Genomic DNA, 16,423 nt, shown 5'->3' on the forward strand with positions numbered 1-16,423 from the left:
ATCTGTTGTGGATAAGGTTCTGAACTTCAAACAAGGCCACGTACCGCTGCTGATCAGCATGCCCCACGCCGGTGTGCGCCTGACGCCTGCGGTCGAAGCCGGATTGATCCCTGACGCGAAAAGCCTGCCGGACACCGACTGGCACATCCCGCAGCTATACGACTTCGCCGCGGAACTGGGTGCAAGCACCCTGGCGGCCGAGTACTCGCGGTTCGTCATCGACCTTAACCGACCGTCCGACGACAAGCCTTTGTACGTGGGCGCGACCACCGGCCTGTACCCGGCGACGCTGTTCGACGGCATTCCGTTGTTCCGCGAAGGGCTGGAGCCTTCTGCCGATGAGCGCGCGACTTATCTGGAGCAGATCTGGACGCCGTACCACAGCACCTTGCAGCAGGAACTGGCGCGACTGAAGGCCGAGTTCGGCTATGCGCTGCTGTTCGATGCGCACTCGATCCGCTCGATCATCCCGCACCTGTTCGACGGCAAGTTGCCGGACTTCAACCTCGGCACCTTCAACGGCGCCAGTTGCGATCCACAGCTTGCGACCCGACTGGAAGCGATCTGCGCGCTTCACGACAACTACACCCACGTACTCAACGGGCGCTTCAAGGGCGGGCACATCACCCGCCATTACGGTAATCCGGCCGAGAACATCCACGCGGTGCAACTGGAGTTGGGGCAGTGCACCTACATGGAAGAGTTCGAGCCGTTCCGCTATCGCCCGGATCTGGCGGAACCGACGCGGTTGGTGCTCAAGGAGTTGCTGCAAGGCTTGCTGGCCTGGGGTGAAAAACACTACAAGCGCTAAAGCCTGACGCGTAACCCTGTGGGAGCGAGCTTGCTCGCGATAGCGGTCTGTCTGTTGCATCTATGTCGACTGATCCACCGCCATCGCGAGCAAGCTCGCTCCCACAGGTAAGTGTTCATTTTGAAAGCGCGACGTAACAGTCGCCACCGTGCAAAACACGGTCGCCACAGGTCGCTTTTACCGCTCGTCTGCTGCGTAATGTTCTGGCCACGGTGCACAAAGACACCGACCTCACAATAATCGCTGCCGCACGAGATGCTCTCTATGACAAGCACCAAAGGTTTGTTCGCCCGCTGTCTCTCAATCCTCTGCGGCACGGCTCTCCTGAGCACCAGCGCCCTGGCCGCTGACGACGCCTCCTGCAAAACAGTGCGCATGGGCGTGGTCAACTGGACCGATGTGATCGCCACCAGCGGCATGGCCGACGTGTTGCTCAATGGCCTCGGCTACGAAAGCAAACAGACCAGTGCCGTTCAGCAAATCATCTTCGCCGGGATCCGCGACAAGCGCCTGGACATTTTCCTTGGTTACTGGAAACCGGCGATGGACAAAAACATCGCGCCGTTCCTGGCCGCCAATCAGGTCAAAGTCATGGACAAGCCGAGCCTGGCTGATGCCCAGGCCACCCTTGCAGTCCCTGACTATGTAGCAGCGGCGGGCCTGAAGACCTTCTCCGACATCGCCAGATTCAAGGATCAGCTTGGCGGCAAGATCTACGGCATCGAGCCGGGCAGCGGCGCCAACACCACGATCAAGACCATGATCGAAACCAATCACTTCGGCCTGAAGGATTTCAAACTGATCGAGTCCGGTGAAGCCGGCATGCTCGCCGCCGTACAGCGCGCCGTGAATCGCAAGGAGTTCGTGGTGTTCGTCGGTTGGACTCCACACCCGATGAACATCAACATGCAGATCGCCTACCTGACCGGCAGCGAAGACGTGTACGGCCCGAACGAAGGTGCAGCGACCGTTTCCACCGTAACCGCGCCGGATTACGCCCAGCGCTGCCCGAACGTCAATCGACTGCTGGAAAACCTGACCTTCACCGCCGCCCAGGAAAGCCAGTTGATGGTGCCGATCATGGAGCGCCAAACGGCTCAGGATGTCGCGAAAAAATGGCTGCGCGAGCATCCGGAAGATCTCCAGCGCTGGCTGGCGGGTGTCAGCAGTTTTGATGGCAAGGATGGCGTGACCACGGTTCAGGCCAGTCTGAAAAACTGACACCTTTCCAGATGTTTGCAAAACCTGTGGGAGCGAGCTTGCTCGCGATGGCGCCCTGACATTCAACATCTATGTTGCCTGTCAGGTCGCAATCGCGAGCAAGCTCGCTCCCACAGGTCATAAGTACGTCTTAAAAACCTGAACAGGCTTGCACCAGTCTTATGGCACCTTATCCACTTTCCGAGCAGATGACGGCTTTCGTCGAGAAAACCGTCAGTTTCAACAGCACTGACGGCAGCCCCGACGGTCTGCGCCAGGCCTACAGCGAGATGTGCCGGGCATTTACCCCTGCACGCCCTGCCGGGTTGTATGTGGTCGATTTCGAGTTGGCCGGTGTTGCTGTTCGTTCCTATCAACCAGCGACCAGCGGTGCGTCGTGCATCGTTTATCTACATGGCGGTGGCTGGGTGGTGGGGAATCTGGATTCCCACGACTTCATTTGCGCGGAACTGGCCTCGACCCTCGGCGTGTTGGTGATTGCCGTCGATTACCGTCTGGCGCCGGAACATCCGTTTCCGGCGGCCTTCGACGATTGCCTCAAAGTCTGGCGAGCACTGCGCACCGGGCCGTTTAAACTTGACCCTGCGCGTACGCTGGTGGTCGGCGACAGTGCCGGTGGCAACCTCGCGGCAGCGTTGTGCCTGGCGCTGCGCGATGCCGGCGAGCCGGTGCCGTGCGCGCAGGTCCTGATCTATCCGGGGTTGGGCGGCGATCAACGGCTGCCGTCGCGCAGTGAGTGCATCGACGCGCCGTTACTCAGCACCAGTGACGTCGATTGCTATCACGCGCTTTACCTGCAGGGCACCCGCCATCCGAACGCCTACGCCATGCCATTGCTTGCCACGGATTTCAGCAGACTGCCACCGGCATGGATCGCCGTGGCGCAATTCGATCCGTTGCGCGATGACGGCGTGCTGTATGCCGAGCGACTGAACGCTGCCGGTGTGACGGCGACGCTGTATTACGGCGAAGGGCTGGTACACGGTTGTTTGCGGGCGCGGGGGCAGGTAGCCGAGGTGGATGTGTTGTATGAAAGGTTGCTCGGATACCTGGCTGTAAAGCTCTGATCTACAGCAACCGTTTGTCGAGACTGTTATTTCTGACAGGTCATTAATTTTTTGCTTCACGTTAAAACACTTCTGGAACGCAGGCGATCGTGCCTGCCCACAGGAGCAAGAAAATCATGGCACGTACAAACATGGATACGAAGGATAGTGCGGCGGACTCTCGCGAACGTGCGGTGGCTACAAAACCGCCTGCCCCCGAAATGCTCTGGCCAAAAGAAGGTATCGAGCACGACGGAGGTTTTGTTCGTTGCGCAGGCACCTGCCTGGAAGGTGCCGTTGTCCAGATGTTGATCCTCCCTGATACCACATGGAAAGATGTGCCGGCGATCGGGACTAATTGGAGTCTTACGCTAGAAAAGATGGTGCCTGGAGTCCAGCGCCTCCACGTACGGCAAATCCTCGACGCTGCTATTTCAGATCCAACTCCAGTGCGCGAGATCATTGTGCGCGAGCCGTCCTCCAATGTACCCCCGCCGGTGGTAACCCTTCCGCTCGTCAACAGCCTTATGCCAATCAACCAGGAAGTGCGGTTCGAGGGAACCTGCGAACCAGGCGCGAGTGTGTACATCCGCGATGTCGACGAAACCTTGATCGGGGAAGCCAGCGTCACCGGCACCACATGGTCCTTTGAACACATCTGGACTAGTAGTGAAGTTGTCTATATCAAAATCGTACAGTCAGTAAGTAACGTGTTGTCTGACCCGACGGAGCGCTGGATTGGCGTAGGACTGGGGAACGACAGGATCGAAGTGACCGTGACGGAGCCTGAGGCCGAAAATGTCAATGTTCCCTTTGGAGGTTATCTTGATTTGGAGGGTACCTGCACGCCCTGTTCGAATGCGGGGAGTGTTATCCAGGTGGAGATTGTTCGAATTGGATTATATACAGGTTATGTAGTGGGCAATCGTTGGGTGGTCCGCCGCGTCGGACCATTTACTTCTCGTCCTCCTGAATTCGAACGCCTGATGGTTTATGTGCAAGATGGAGCCGAAAAGAGGATTCCGTCTCGTCGTGTCCCCTTCTTTGTCACCACTGAGCCGGTCGGCGTCAAGCCCCCTCCGCCATCGATCAGGGTGCCTGTATCAGGAGGCACATATCCCATCGGCGGCATGGCTATCGACGGTATTTGCGAAGTGGGAGCGACTGTCGAGCTTTTGGATGAAAGAGGTGTCAAGTTGAACGATGCATTAGTGGTGGATAACAAGTGGTACACATCGTTTACTTGGGGCCCAGGAGTTCATCGCATCAAAGCGTGGCAGAAGAAAGGCGACATTGTTTCCGAGCCAAGTGTACTCGTTGAGTTCACTGTGACGCCGTAGAATGGGTGATGTACTTGAGTTCATCATTCGATAGCGCCTGAACCAGGATTGCGGCTCAACGCTCCAAAAAACCGCTGTTTCAGTCGTGCGCTGAAATAGCGGTTTTCTTTATTGCATACGAATGCCTTCACAGGCTTCATTTTCGGGCGCGAGCCTGAGTGCGACAGGTATCCAGAGCCCTCAATCTCTCCAAGGACATGCTCATCGCTCCATTCGGGTTTATGATGCCCAACGGCAGAATAATAGAAGTCCCCCCAGGGATGACCTCGACCCCTTACGGAGTGCGCAATGCAGACTTTGTACCCGCAGATCAAACCCCACGCCCGGCACGATCTGGCCGTCGACGAGACCCACACGCTGTATGTCGACGAAAGCGGTTCACCGGAAGGTTTGCCGGTGGTGTTCATCCACGGCGGCCCCGGGGCCGGTTGTGATGCCCAGAGTCGGTGCTACTTCGATCCAAATCTTTATCGCATCGTCACCTTCGACCAGCGCGGTTGTGGTCGCTCGACCCCCCACGCCAGCCTGGAAAACAACACCACCTGGGATCTGGTCGCCGACCTCGAGCGGATTCGCCAGCATCTGGGCATCGACAAATGGGTGCTGTTTGGTGGCTCCTGGGGTTCGACCCTGGCGCTGGCCTACGCGCAAACCCATCCTGAGCGTGTGCACGGCCTGATCCTGCGCGGGATCTTTCTCTGCCGTCCGCAAGAAATCGAATGGTTCTACCAGGCCGGCGCCAGCCGCCTGTTCCCCGATTACTGGCAGGACTACATCGCGCCGATCCCGCTGGACGAGCGCGACGACTTGCTCACCGCGTTCCACAAGCGCCTGGTCGGCAATGACCAGATCGCCCAGATGCACGCAGCCAAGGCCTGGTCCACCTGGGAGGGCCGCACCGCGACCCTGCGTCCGAACCCGATGGTGGTCGATCGCTTCTCCGAGCCACAACGTGCCTTGTCGATTGCCCGCATCGAATGCCACTACTTCAGTAACAACGCCTTCCTGGAGCAGAATCAGCTGATCCGCGACATGGGCAAGATCGCCCATTTGCCCGGCGTGATCATTCATGGTCGCTACGACGTGATCTGCCCGCTGGATAACGCCTGGGAATTGCATCAAGCCTGGCCGAACAGCGAATTGCAGGTCATCCGCGATGCCGGTCATGCCGCTTCCGAGCCGGGCATCACCGACGCGCTGGTACGCGCCGCCAATCAGATGGCCCGGCGTCTGCTCGACCTGCCGCCTGAAGAAGCATGAAGGGCCTGTTGCAGCGGGTGCGCGGCGCGCGGGTCGAGGTCGCGGGCGAGATCGTGGGTGCCGTCGATCAGGGATTGCTGGTCCTGGTAGCCGTCGAGCCCGACGATACGCGGGCCAGCGCTGACAAACTCCTTAATAAGCTGCTTAACTATCGGGTATTCAGTGACGCTGAGGGCAAGATGAATCTGTCCTTGGCGGATGTGGGCGGCGGGCTGCTGCTGGTCTCCCAGTTCACCCTGGCTGCCGATACAAAAAACGGGCTGCGTCCGAGTTTCTCGACCGCGGCCCCTCCGGCGTTGGGCGAGGAACTGTTCGACTATCTATTAAGCAAAGCGAAACAGGTGCATGGCACTGTGGCATCAGGTAGATTCGGCGCGGATATGCAGGTGCACCTGGTCAATGATGGCCCGGTAACCTTCCTGTTACAGACCTGAAAGCGCTTGAAACAAGTTTTTGCGTTCATTTCGGCTGAAAACAGGGCTTTTTCGCGATAAATACTTTGTTACCCCTGATGCGTTGTAACGCGGCCTACTAGATAATCCCGCGCTACGGGGATCAGCGTTCGTTGGTCCATTTTGACTTAGGTAGAGACTTGTCCGGATCCGATTGGGGAATCATTTCGCCACAGCGGAGTCGGAACAATGCTCGCCAACTTGGCAAGAGTGGTTTGCAAGGGCGGTTTTTTCATACCGTACACCGTGCAGGCCCTTTAACTGGCCGTTGGTTTTTTGATCTGTTTTCGGCGAGGGTTGCTCGTGATTGTTAGTCCCTGTAACGCACCAAAATTGTCTGCCAAACGGTTACGCAGCGCCCTGGTAGCGGGCTCTGCACTGCTCTGCCTGCTCAGCGCCGGTCAGCTTTGGGCATTCAGTCTGGATGATGTATCGGTCAAGGCAAAAGAACTGGCCGCGCAGAAATTCGAAGCGCCGCGCAGTAACCTGCCGAACGAGTTCCGCGACATGAAATTCGCGGACTATCAGAAAATTCGTTTTCTGACGGAAAAAGCCGAGTGGGCTGACCAGAAGACGCCGTTCAAGCTGTCCTTCTATCACCAGGGCATGCATTTCGATACGCCGGTGAAAATCAACGAAATCACCGCGAACACCGTCGAAGAGATCAAATACGATCCGAGTCGTTTCGACTTCGGCGATATGAAGTTCGATCCAAAGGCCACCGAACAACTGGGTTATGCCGGTTTCCGTGTGCTGTACCCGATCAACAAGGCCGACAAGCAAGACGAAATCATGACCATGCTCGGCGCGAGCTATTTCCGCGTCGTCGGCAAGGGTCATGTCTATGGTTTGTCCGCTCGCGGCATGGCGCTTGATACCGCATTGCCGTCCGGCGAAGAATTCCCGCGTTTCCGCGAGTTCTGGATTCAGCAGCCCAAGCCGGGCGACAAGCACCTGGTGATCTTCGCCCTGCTGGATTCCCCTCGTGCCACCGGTGCCTACCGCCTGACCCTGCGTCCGGGCAGCGACACCATCGTCGACGTCAAGGCGCAGATGTTCCTGCGTGACAAGGTCGGCAAACTGGGCATCGCCCCGTTGACCAGCATGTTCCTGTTCGGCGCCAACCAACCGTCGAAAGTACTGAACTACCGTCGCGAGCTGCACGATTCCAGCGGTCTGGCGATCCATGCCGGCAACGGCGAGTGGATCTGGCGTCCACTGAACAATCCGAAGCACCTGGCCGTGAGCAACTTCAGCGTTGAAAACCCGCGCGGCTTCGGTCTGCTGCAACGTGGCCGCGACTTCAGCCACTACGAAGACCTCGACGACCGCTACGACAAGCGCCCAAGCGCCTGGATCGAGCCGAAGGGTGACTGGGGCAAGGGCACGGTCGACCTGGTCGAGATTCCGACCGCCGACGAAACCAACGACAACATCGTTGCCTTCTGGAACCCGGAAAAATTGCCGGAACCTGGCCAACCGCTCGATGTCGCTTATCGTATGCACTGGACCATGGATGAAGCCTCGATTCACGCGCCGGACAGCGCCTGGGTCAAACAGACCCTGCGCTCCACTGGTGACGTCAAACAGTCCAACCTGATTCGTCAGCCGGACGGCAGCGTTGCCTACCTGGTGGACTTTGAAGGCCCGTCCCTGGCGGCTTTGCCGGCCGAAGCGGACGTTCGCAGCCAGGTCAGCGTCGGCGACAATGCCGAGCTGGTGGAAAACAGCGTTCGCTATAATCCTGAAACCAAAGGCTGGCGCCTGACCTTGCGGATGAAGATCAAGGATCCGAGCAAGTCCACCGAGATGCGTGCCGCGCTGGTGCAGAACATCGTGCCGGCGGACCTGGCCAAGACTTCGATTCCGTCGTCGAACTCGTCGGTTGCCAAGGCCGACAAGGTTGCCGCCAAGCAACAAGAGAAAGCGGACAAGGAAGCCAGGCAAGCGGAGGCCAAGCAGGCCGAAGCCAAGCCTGTTGCAGATGCCAAGGACAAGGCCAATAAAGACGCCAAGCAGCCTGTCGCTGCCGACGCGGCCCCAGCCACACCGGAATCGGCCCCGACTGAAGAAGTCCTGACCGAGACCTGGAGCTATCAGTTGCCTGCCGATGAGTAACTCTCAAGTACGGCCAGAAACTCTTTCCGAGTATCTGGCGCATCTGCCGATGACCGACCAGCAGCGCGCGGAACTCGCGGGCTGCAGGTCTTTCAGTGAACTGCATGAGCGTCTGTCGTCCTCGACTTTCGACGCGCCAGCCGAGGCCGCCCAGGCTTCGGTCGGCAAGCGCTTGACCCTGAGCACTGCCGAAGAATTGCAGGACGCCGAAATGCTGGTGCTCGACGCCAGCGGTCGCGTCTGCCTTAAGGCGACCCCACCGATTCGTCGGACCAAGGTCGTGCCGGAGCCGTGGCGCACCAATATTCTGGTGCGCGGCTGGCGGCGTCTGACCGGTCGCACCAATCCGCCGAAGCCGCCGAAAGACGAGAACGTGCTGCCGGCCGCGCGCTGGCGCACCGTCGGTTCGATCCGCCGCTACATTCTGCTGGTACTGATGCTCGGTCAGACCATCGTCGCCGGCTGGTTCATGAAAGGCCTCATGCCTTACCAGGGCTGGTCATTCGTCGACCTCGACGAAGTCTTGCACCAACCGTTACTGCAAACCGCCACCCAAGTGCTGCCATATGCATTGCAGACCAGCATCCTGATCCTGTTCGGGATCCTGTTCTGCTGGGTTTCGGCGGGTTTCTGGACCGCGCTGATGGGCTTTCTCGAGTTGCTAACCGGGCACGATAAATACCGCATCTCCGGTAAAAGTGCTGGTAACGAGCCGATTCCAAAGGATGCGCGCACCGCGCTGGTGATGCCGATCTGCAACGAAGACGTGCCTCGGGTATTCGCCGGTCTGCGTGCAACGTTCGAATCGGTCGCGGCCACGGGTGACCTGGACCGCTTCGACTTCTTCGTCCTCAGCGACAGTAACGACGCCGATATCTGCGTCGCCGAGCAACAGGCCTGGCTGGATGTCTGCCGCGAAGCCGGGGGCTTCGGCAAGATTTTCTATCGCCGCCGTCGTCGTCGCGTAAAACGTAAAAGCGGCAACCTCGACGACTTCTGCCGTCGTTGGGGCGGTGACTACAAGTACATGGTCGTACTCGACGCCGACTCCGTGATGAGCGGTGAGTGCCTGACCAGTCTGGTACGCCTGATGGAAGCCACGCCGGACGCCGGCATCATCCAGACCGCGCCGCGTGCGTCGGGCATGGACACCCTTTATGCGCGCATGCAGCAGTTCGCCACCCGCGTGTACGGGCCGCTGTTCACCGCCGGCCTGCACTTCTGGCAGTTGGGCGAGTCGCACTACTGGGGCCACAACGCGATCATCCGCATGAAGCCGTTCATCGAGCACTGCGCCCTGGCGCCATTGCCCGGTAAAGGCGCATTCGCCGGTGCGATCCTGTCCCACGACTTCGTCGAAGCCGCGCTCATGCGTCGTGCCGGTTGGGGCGTGTGGATTGCCTATGATTTGCCGGGCAGCTATGAAGAACTGCCGCCGAACCTGCTGGACGAACTCAAGCGCGACCGTCGCTGGTGCCACGGCAACCTGATGAACTTCCGCCTTTTCCTGGTCAAGGGCATGCACCCGGTGCACCGCGCGGTGTTCCTGACCGGCGTGATGTCCTACCTGTCGGCGCCGTTGTGGTTCTTCTTCCTGGTGCTGTCGACCGCGCTGCTGGCGGTCAACACGCTGATGGAGCCGCAATACTTCCTCGAACCGCGTCAGCTCTATCCGCTGTGGCCACAATGGCATCCGGACAAGGCGATCGCGCTGTTCTCGACCACCATCGTGCTGCTGTTCCTGCCGAAGCTGTTGAGCATCATCCTGATCTGGGCCAAGGGCGCGAAAGAGTTCGGCGGCAAGTTCAAGGTGACCCTGTCGATGCTCCTGGAGATGCTGTTCTCCATGCTGCTGGCGCCGGTACGGATGATCTTCCACACCCGTTTCGTCCTCGCCGCGTTCCTCGGCTGGGCCGCGACCTGGAACTCGCCACAACGTGACGACGACTCCACGCCATGGAGCGAGGCGGTCAAGCGTCACGGCCCGCAAACCTTGCTGGGCTTCTTCTGGGCCTTGCTGGTGATCTGGCTGAACCCGAGCTTCCTGTGGTGGCTGGTGCCGATCGTCGGTTCGTTGATGCTGTCGATCCCGGTGTCGGTGATCTCCAGCCGTGTCGGCCTGGGCCTGAAGTCCCGTGACGAGAACCTGTTCCTGATCCCTGAGGAATACAATCCGCCGCAGGCACTGCTGGCGACCGACCAGTACACCCACGAAAACCGCTGGCATGCGCTGAACGATGGCTTCGTCCGTTCGGTGGTCGATCCGCAGCAGAACGCCTTGGCGTGCTCGTTGGCGACTTCCCGTCACCGCGAGGCCGAGCCAATTGAATGGCTGCGGGTGGAGCGGGTACGCCACGCTATGAAGGTCGGACCGGAAGGCCTGACCAACAACGAGCGTGTGCAGTTGCTGAGCGACCCGGTGGCATTGGCTCGCCTGCATGATCAGGTCTGGAATGAAGGTCACGCCGAGTGGCTGGGCGCATGGCGCAAGTCGGTCAAGGCCGATCCCCATGCACCGCTGCTGCCGCTCAAGCCGCTGAGCGTTCAGCCTCAGTTGGCATGATGAAAAAGCCCCGCTTCCGAAAGGAGGCGGGGATACTCCCAGAAGATCGCAGCCTTCGGCAGCTCCTACAGTCGTGAACCCTGTAGGAGCTGCCGAAGGCTGCGATCTTTTGCTTTTATGCCCGCCAAACCCTTGTGCAATCGAGCGAGTGCGTTAGCATCCGTCCCCGAATTGGTGCGCCCGGACCGTTTTGTGTCCGTATCTATCGGTTTTCACCGGAAAACTGTCGATTTCGCGCCGCAAACGCAATGGTTTTGCGGGCTTGAAGATGAAGAAGTATCTGTCGATGCTGCTGGTCGGCCAGACGCTGCTGATCCGCAAGGAGCTGGAAGGCACCATCAAGTCCTATAAAGACCTGAACACCGCCGATTACCGCATCACCTCCAAGCTCGGCACCACCGGCGAAATGGTCGCCAAAAAGCTGATCTCCAAAGCCAAGTACCACGGCTACGACAATGAGCAGGAAGCCGTGCTCGACGTGGTCAACGGCAAGGCCGATGCCTTTATCTACGACGCGCCTTACAACGTCGTGGCGCTGAACAAGGTGAGTAACGGCAAACTGGTGTTCCTCGACAAGCCGTTCACCTACGAGCCTCTGGCCTTCGGTCTGAAGAAGGGGGATTACGACAGCCTCAACTTCATCAACAACTTCCTGCACCAGATCAACGAAGACGGCACCTACGATCGCATCCATGACAAGTGGTTCAAGAGCACCGAGTGGCTCAAGGACATGGAGTAACCCGGTCAGTTAGACCGAGTCGCCTTCGATCGCGGGCAAGCCCGCTCCCACAGTGTTTTGCGGTGAGCACAAATCTTGTGCACAGCCCAGATACCTGTGGGAGCGGGCTTGCCCGCGATGACGGCCTGACAGGCAGCACAAATCCCGGAATTTGCAATGAAACATAAAAATGCCCAATGGCCCTGGCACGTATTGACCGTGCTGGTGCTGATCGGCCTGGCCGGCGCGTTGTACTACGCCACCTCGCTGATGTCCTACGAATGGCGCTGGAACCGCGTACCGCAGTACTTCGCCTACCAGGCCGAAGACAGCCAGCGCGCCGCCGACCTCTCCACGGTCACCGAGTTGGTGCGCCAGGGCGACAAGGCCCAGGTGACCCTGCGCAACGACGCCGGCACCGAGCAAGTGCTGACAGTCGACGACAACAGCCTGCAAGTGGCCCGTGGCGACGAAGTGGCCGAGGGCGATGTGATCGGTGTTACCCGGCATTGGGCCGCAGGACCGCTGTTGTGGGGCCTGTGGACTACCCTGTGGCTGTCGCTGGTCTCGGGTGTGCTCGGGCTGTTGATCGGCCTGGCTACCGGCCTGTGCCGGCTGTCGAACAACCCGACTTTGCGCGACCTGTCGATCGTCTACATCGAGCTGGTGCGCGGTACGCCGCTGCTGGTGCAGATCTTCATTTTCTACTTCTTCATTGGCACGGTGCTCAACCTGTCCCGCGAGTTCGCCGGGATCGCCGCGCTGTCGCTGTTCACCGGGGCCTACGTGGCCGAGATCATTCGCTCCGGGGTGCAGTCGATTGCCCGTGGACAGAACGAAGCCGCGCGCTCCCTGGGCCTGAATGCCAGCCAGTCGATGCGTCATGTGGTCCTGCCGCAAGCATTCAAACGGGTGCTGCCGCCCCTGGCGGGGCAGTTCATCAGTCTGGTCAAGGACACCTCGCTGGTGTCGGTCATCGCCATCACCGAGCTGCTCAAGAGTGGCCGGGAAGTCATCACCACCTCGTTCTCGCCGTTCGAAATCCTGTTCTGCGTGGCCGGGCTGTACCTGTTGATCAACCTGCCGCTGTCGAAAATGGCCAGCCGGCTTGAGCGGAGGCTCGCGCAAAGTGATTGAAGTCCGCGATCTGATAAAAGTCTTCGACACCCGTGGCCAGGTGGTTCGCGCGGTAGACAACGTCACCACCCAGGTGGCCAAGGGCGAGGTGCTGGTGGTCATCGGTCCGTCCGGTTCCGGCAAATCGACCTTCCTGCGCTGCCTCAATGGCCTGGAAGAGTTCGATTCCGGCTCGGTGAGCATCGACGGCCTGCAACTGGCTGACCCGAAAACCGACATCAATGCCTACCGCCGTGAAGTCGGCATGGTGTTCCAGCATTTCAACCTGTTCCCGCACATGACCGTGCTCGACAACCTGTGCCTGGCGCAGAAGGTCGTGCGCAAGCGCGGCAAGAAGGAGCGCGAGGCCAAGGCCATGGCGCTGCTGGAAAAGGTCGGCATCGCGCAGAAGGCCCATGAATTCCCTTCGCGCCTCTCCGGCGGCCAGCAACAGCGGGTGGCGATCGCCCGGGCGCTGGCGATGGAACCCAAGGTCATGCTGTTCGACGAACCGACCTCGGCCCTCGACCCGGAAATGGTCGGCGAAGTGCTGGACGTGATGAAGACCCTCGCGGTGGAAGGCATGACCATGGTCTGCGTGACCCACGAAATGGGCTTTGCCCGGGAAGTGGCGGACCGGGTGCTGTTCTTCGATCACGGCAAACTGCTGGAAGACGCCTCGCCAGCGGAGTTCTTCGATGCACCGAAGGATCCGCGGGCGCAGGCATTTTTGCGCCAGGTTTTATAAACGAACCAGTCTCGGCTATCCCTGAGCAGGCGCTGGATTGCTCGGGGAGTTGATTTCAGAGCGTGGTGAACTCGCCGATCAATGGTAACGACTCTCCTTCTTCGGTTTTGGCGGTGATGCTGACGTCGTATCGCGTTCTAGGCAGCAAGAAAGTTTGAAACCTTGGCCCGTTCACCCATTGAGTCCATGGCATTCCGCCAGAGCCGGTCAGGGTGACGTTATAGCCAGAGACAGGCTGGTCCGGCGCATCCCAGTCCAGCGTGGGCAATACCGGTTGTGAATAATGAAAGTTTTTCGGAGGAGCAACATACCCAGGAATAGGCTCGATGATGAGTGATCGAGTTTCGGATTGTTCGTCAAAATTGTTGATTGCCCAGAGTTCTAGCGAAAATCTTTCATGGCCAGGCAATCCTTCAAATTCATAAGAGCGCGCTTCTTTTGGTAGGATTACAGGGGATCTTTCGTTTAGAGAGAGTGCATAGTTTTCGATGTTGTAACCAAAGGAACCTACCCAGGTAACAACGGTGCTGTCTGGTGTGCGTGACTGGATTCTTAGAAGCAAAGGTGGAAGTACATTTCCGCCAGCGTACGAAAAAGTTGTGGTGCTAAGCTCGCCTCTTTCCTCTGTATAGTAAAAGAATGCGCGTGCTGTTATTGTTTTTTCTACGTTTAAGCGGCCTCGAAAAAATTGGAATGGTGGTTTGCCATTGAGGTGAAAACCAACGGTTGGGATTCCGCTGTTGTTGTATTCGTAGTGGAAGGTCAATGATGGCGCGTCGATGAGGTCCCAGGTAATCATGCCTTCATAATATCCAGACGCGTCGGGGCTTTTAAGTATGTGCAGTTTTGGATTTTCAAACGTTGGGTTGATCGGCTTATAAATCAGTTCTGTGTATTCAGAGAATAAGCCATTGACGTCCTTTGCTCTCAGCTTGAATGTATATGGTTGATTCGGGTTTAGCTGTGTAAATCCTGCTGTCAATTCTGATGTGATTATGGGGGCTTGGTTTTCACGGCTCACTTCGTAATGTTGTATCCCTGCTTGATCATACGAGGCGTTCCAATGGAGCTCTATCGCAGTAAATCCGTACTTCCAAGCTGTGAACCCTGTTGGAACGCTGGGGGGCACTTCATCCTGAATGAATGTGTAGGGCGCCGAGAATTCTGATTTTTTGCCGTTAACGTTAACTGCTCTGGCTCTCAGGATGTAATTTCTCAGCGGCAGGTTTTTTTCTTGGTGAGGGATATTGCTGGTAGTGAACAGCAGATTATCGCCTTCATATATTTCGTATGTACGGATCCCAATACCATCGTCTGAACGATCCAAACTCACTTCCACCGTATTTTGCAGGTTATCTCCAGGGACCTTTCTGGCTTTCAGGTTTTGGGGGGTGGTCGGTGGCTTTACATCATGTGAGCGCAGTCGATTCAGTGCAATACACTGCTCCGTAACGCTGGTGATGGTTTCTGCTCTTTCGATGAAGTCCACCATGACAACGTTGGCAGTTTGCCTGCCATTCCTGAATGTTTCAGTTCGTATCGGATGGTTGGCTCTCAAGTACATGGGGCCATTTTTGTTGCGAGCCGCTGCGCTCAATACCCAATGTTTTTCACTGGGTGGTGAAAGCATTGTGCTGATGACGGTCTCTGTCACCGACTGTTCGTCGTCGATGGTGTTCCACACATGTTTAAACGAGGACCATAGGTAAGGTTTTTGTACCCATTCCCGTTTCCAGTCTTCTGGTTCGCCATGATCGAAGCAAAGGATGATATTTCTTCCCGGATGGGTTTTGCGGATTGTATCTAAAGTCAGATTGGCAGCTGACGTTGGAATCAACATGTATTTTATGGGTGTTAGGTGCGCAAAGGCGCGCTCGAGACCTTCTGACAGCCTATTTTTGAAGTGTCGAATGTCAAGGATTATGATTTCTCCAGGGTTGTTCTCTGCGAACTTTTTCGCCTCTGCTATGAGGTACTGCAAAGTCCGTCCGGCGCTGACATTTGAAATCCAATATGAATCGTTACCATGCGTAAACTCGAATGCCTCTACGAACACCCGCTGTGGTGCGAAATTGCCAACCATCTTCCAGTAACTTTTATCCTCAAGTCGCAAATCAAGATATCGGGCCCCGGCGGCGAACTGGAAAGGAAACGATTTGTTCTGGCAGGCGGCGAGCAGCTCTTCCACGCCCCATGTGCCCGCCATGTCCACGCCAGAATTATGCGCCCCAGGAATCGCCAGCTGATGAAGGGTCAGCCCGGCGATTTCCGCCGCCATATCGGTCATCCAGCGGCTGTAGTTGGTATGAGGCTCAACGGGTTCGATTACGGGCAGTTGGGGTTGGGCAGAGTTATCGACTGAGTCATCGTTCATGATTGTGCTCCGAGAATCTGACGAGGAATACAATCTTGAACCCGACCTGAATTTCGCGTAACTATCAGAACTGTTAGTGTCGATGAAGCGGCAGTGAAGTTGTTAAATCGACAGACGCCTAAAATGTCTATCAACCATCACCCGGAAGGTTTACAGCGCATGGATTGTTTTTTGCGCAATGCTCGCCGGCCAGGCGCCGATGCACCTGATTTGGCAGGATGAAGGCCACGTCGCCTTTCTCTCCATTCGCCCCTATACCCCGGGTTTTTCCGTGGTGGTGCCCAGGCAGCACCATGGCAGCTACGCGTTTGCCCAGTCGGACGAAGTGCTGGCGGGGTTGGTGATTGCGGCGAAAAAGGTCGCCTTGCTGATCGATCACGCGCTGCCGGGTGTTGGCCGTACGGGTCTGATGCTTGAAGGCTATGGCATCGATCATTTGCACGCGAAACTCTTCCCCATGCACGGCACGGGCGACTCCAGCGCGTTCAAGCCGTTGGCGTCCAACGTCGACAAGTTCTTCGAGCGCTACGAAGGCTACATCTCGTCCCATGACTTCAAGGGCGAGCTCAATCACGACCTGGCGGTAATGGCGCGGCATGTTCGTCAGGTGGATGGCGCGACGGACTGAAGCGGGAGGCTGCTGGCAGCCTCCCGTT

Annotated in this window: 12 protein-coding genes and 1 pseudogene; 12 read left to right on the forward strand and 1 reads right to left on the reverse strand. The window is 57.9% G+C overall.

The genetic code is table 11. The annotated features are described in order from the left end of the window. Positions 1-7: 7 nt before the first annotated feature. The 11 genes and pseudogenes from hutG (at position 8) to PspS34_RS01720 (ending at position 13,393) form a co-directional block, all read left to right on the forward strand. Entirely contained in the window at positions 8-811 is an 804-nt protein-coding gene (hutG, locus tag PspS34_RS01670; protein ID WP_154861203.1) for an N-formylglutamate deformylase, read from the forward strand. A 264-nt stretch (positions 812-1,075) separates the two neighbouring features. Further along, on the forward strand, positions 1,076-2,032 hold the full coding sequence (locus PspS34_RS01675) for a choline ABC transporter substrate-binding protein (protein ID WP_154861202.1): 957 nt from the start codon (positions 1,076-1,078) through the stop codon (positions 2,030-2,032). A 161-nt stretch (positions 2,033-2,193) separates the two neighbouring features. After that, complete coding sequence (locus PspS34_RS01680; RefSeq protein WP_154861201.1) at positions 2,194-3,099, forward strand: alpha/beta hydrolase; 906 nt, start codon at positions 2,194-2,196, stop codon at positions 3,097-3,099. 116 nt (positions 3,100-3,215) lie between these two features. Beyond that, positions 3,216-4,418 (forward strand): hypothetical protein, encoded by a 1,203-nt coding sequence (locus PspS34_RS01685; protein ID WP_154861200.1) that lies wholly within the window; start codon positions 3,216-3,218, stop codon positions 4,416-4,418. Positions 4,419-4,706: 288 nt separating this feature from the next. After that, the gene (gene pip, locus PspS34_RS01690) at positions 4,707-5,678 is read left to right on the forward strand and encodes a prolyl aminopeptidase (RefSeq protein WP_150811979.1); all 972 of its coding nucleotides are present in this window, start codon (positions 4,707-4,709) and stop codon (positions 5,676-5,678) included. Beyond that, entirely contained in the window at positions 5,675-6,112 is a 438-nt protein-coding gene (gene dtd, locus PspS34_RS01695) for a D-aminoacyl-tRNA deacylase (RefSeq protein WP_057712378.1), read from the forward strand. Before pip ends, dtd begins: the two co-directional genes overlap by 4 nt. Positions 6,113-6,433: 321 nt before the next feature. Further along, positions 6,434-8,248, forward strand: coding sequence for a glucan biosynthesis protein G (locus PspS34_RS01700; RefSeq protein WP_090452641.1), 1,815 nt, complete (start codon positions 6,434-6,436; stop codon positions 8,246-8,248). Next, the gene (gene mdoH, locus PspS34_RS01705) at positions 8,241-10,811 is read left to right on the forward strand and encodes a glucans biosynthesis glucosyltransferase MdoH (RefSeq protein ID WP_154861199.1); all 2,571 of its coding nucleotides are present in this window, start codon (positions 8,241-8,243) and stop codon (positions 10,809-10,811) included. The genes PspS34_RS01700 and mdoH overlap by 8 nt, the downstream gene beginning before the upstream one ends. Before the next feature lie 289 nt (positions 10,812-11,100). Continuing rightward, a pseudogene (locus tag PspS34_RS01710) lies at positions 11,101-11,550 on the forward strand (transporter substrate-binding domain-containing protein); the annotation flags it as partial. Positions 11,551-11,706: 156 nt separating this feature from the next. After that, positions 11,707-12,666: an amino acid ABC transporter permease gene (locus PspS34_RS01715; RefSeq protein WP_154861197.1), complete on the forward strand. Its 960-nt coding sequence runs from the start codon at positions 11,707-11,709 to the stop codon at positions 12,664-12,666. Next, positions 12,659-13,393 carry an amino acid ABC transporter ATP-binding protein gene (locus PspS34_RS01720; protein ID WP_154861196.1) on the forward strand — a complete coding sequence of 245 codons (735 nt, stop codon included), beginning with the start codon at positions 12,659-12,661 and terminating at the stop codon, positions 13,391-13,393. The genes PspS34_RS01715 and PspS34_RS01720 overlap by 8 nt, the downstream gene beginning before the upstream one ends. A gap of 55 nt (positions 13,394-13,448) precedes the next feature. Here the strand turns inward: PspS34_RS01720 and PspS34_RS01725 are convergent, their stop codons facing one another. Then, on the reverse strand, positions 13,449-15,767 hold the full coding sequence (locus PspS34_RS01725; protein ID WP_159389502.1) for a hypothetical protein: 2,319 nt from the start codon (positions 15,765-15,767) through the stop codon (positions 13,449-13,451). Positions 15,768-15,945: 178 nt separating this feature from the next. Here PspS34_RS01725 and PspS34_RS01730 point away from each other — a divergent pair, with 178 nt between their 5' ends. Next, positions 15,946-16,395, forward strand: a complete 450-nt coding sequence (locus tag PspS34_RS01730) for an HIT family protein (protein ID WP_154861194.1) — start codon at positions 15,946-15,948, stop codon at positions 16,393-16,395. The last annotated feature ends 28 nt before the right edge of the window (positions 16,396-16,423 follow it).

The organism is Pseudomonas sp. S34, assembly GCF_009866745.1.
In the GTDB taxonomy this organism is placed as follows: Bacteria; Pseudomonadota; Gammaproteobacteria; order Pseudomonadales; family Pseudomonadaceae; genus Aquipseudomonas; species Aquipseudomonas jessenii.